1 protein-coding gene and 1 pseudogene are annotated in these 811 nt (G+C 60.4%); both read left to right on the forward strand.

From position 1 onward, the window contains the following. A partial coding sequence (locus tag QWE_RS24205; RefSeq protein WP_006728814.1) for a hypothetical protein occupies nt 1-302 on the forward strand: 302 nt, incomplete at its 5' end. A gap of 63 nt (nt 303-365) precedes the next feature. Further along, a pseudogene (locus QWE_RS24210) lies at nt 366-811 on the forward strand (HlyD family type I secretion periplasmic adaptor subunit); the annotation flags it as partial.

Consider the following 811-nt stretch of genomic DNA (forward strand, 5'->3'; position numbering starts at 1 on the left):
ATTTCGACGTCGGCGACAAGGTCTACCTGTCGAAGCTGGAGCGGGAGCTCGGCCGCCTCTACTTCGACGATGGCGAGAGCACGCTCGAGCTCGACCGCCACGACCACAAGACCTTGGTCAAACTCTACAAGAAGATGATCGACGACGATGATGCAGGCCATCATGTCTTGCAGCTCATCACCGACATTGACGGCGACCAGGACTACGAGATCGTCATCATCAGTGCTCGGGACCTCAATGAAGACGACCTGATTTTGACGGCCTTCCACATGCCGGGCCAGGTCGAAGGGCTCGTGGTCTGATCCGAACCTCGTGATCGGCACGGCTACGGGCCGAAACTGTAAACTGCGTAAGGGGGACACAATATGACGAAGCGCCTTGATGACACTGACACGCATGTCTCGCTCTCCGGCAAGGGTCTGAAGGGACGCATGCTCGCCGCGACCGTACTCGGTCTCGCACTGACCGCCGGGATCGGCGGATGGGCTGCTCATGCGAAGCTCGCAGGCGCCGTCATCTCGCAGGGCGAACTCGTCGTCATTGGAGAGACCAAGCAGGTCCAGCATGTCGATGGCGGCACGATCGTCGAGATTCCCGTGAAGATCGGCTCTCTGGTTGAGAAGGGCGATGTCGTTCTGCGCCTCGACGACACGCAACTGCGCATCGAGCTCGGCATCGTCACCTCGCAGGTCGCCCAGCTGAAGGCGATGATGGCGCGGCTTGTGGCCGAACGCGACGGTCTCGACGTGCTTTCCTTCGAGGGTCTGGAGCTTTCTCCCGAGGTCAAGCGCGAGGAAGCCAAGCTCTTCGA

The sequence above is a fragment of the Agrobacterium albertimagni AOL15 genome (genome assembly GCF_000300855.1).
GTDB classification, from domain to species: domain Bacteria; phylum Pseudomonadota; class Alphaproteobacteria; order Rhizobiales; family Rhizobiaceae; genus Allorhizobium; species Allorhizobium albertimagni.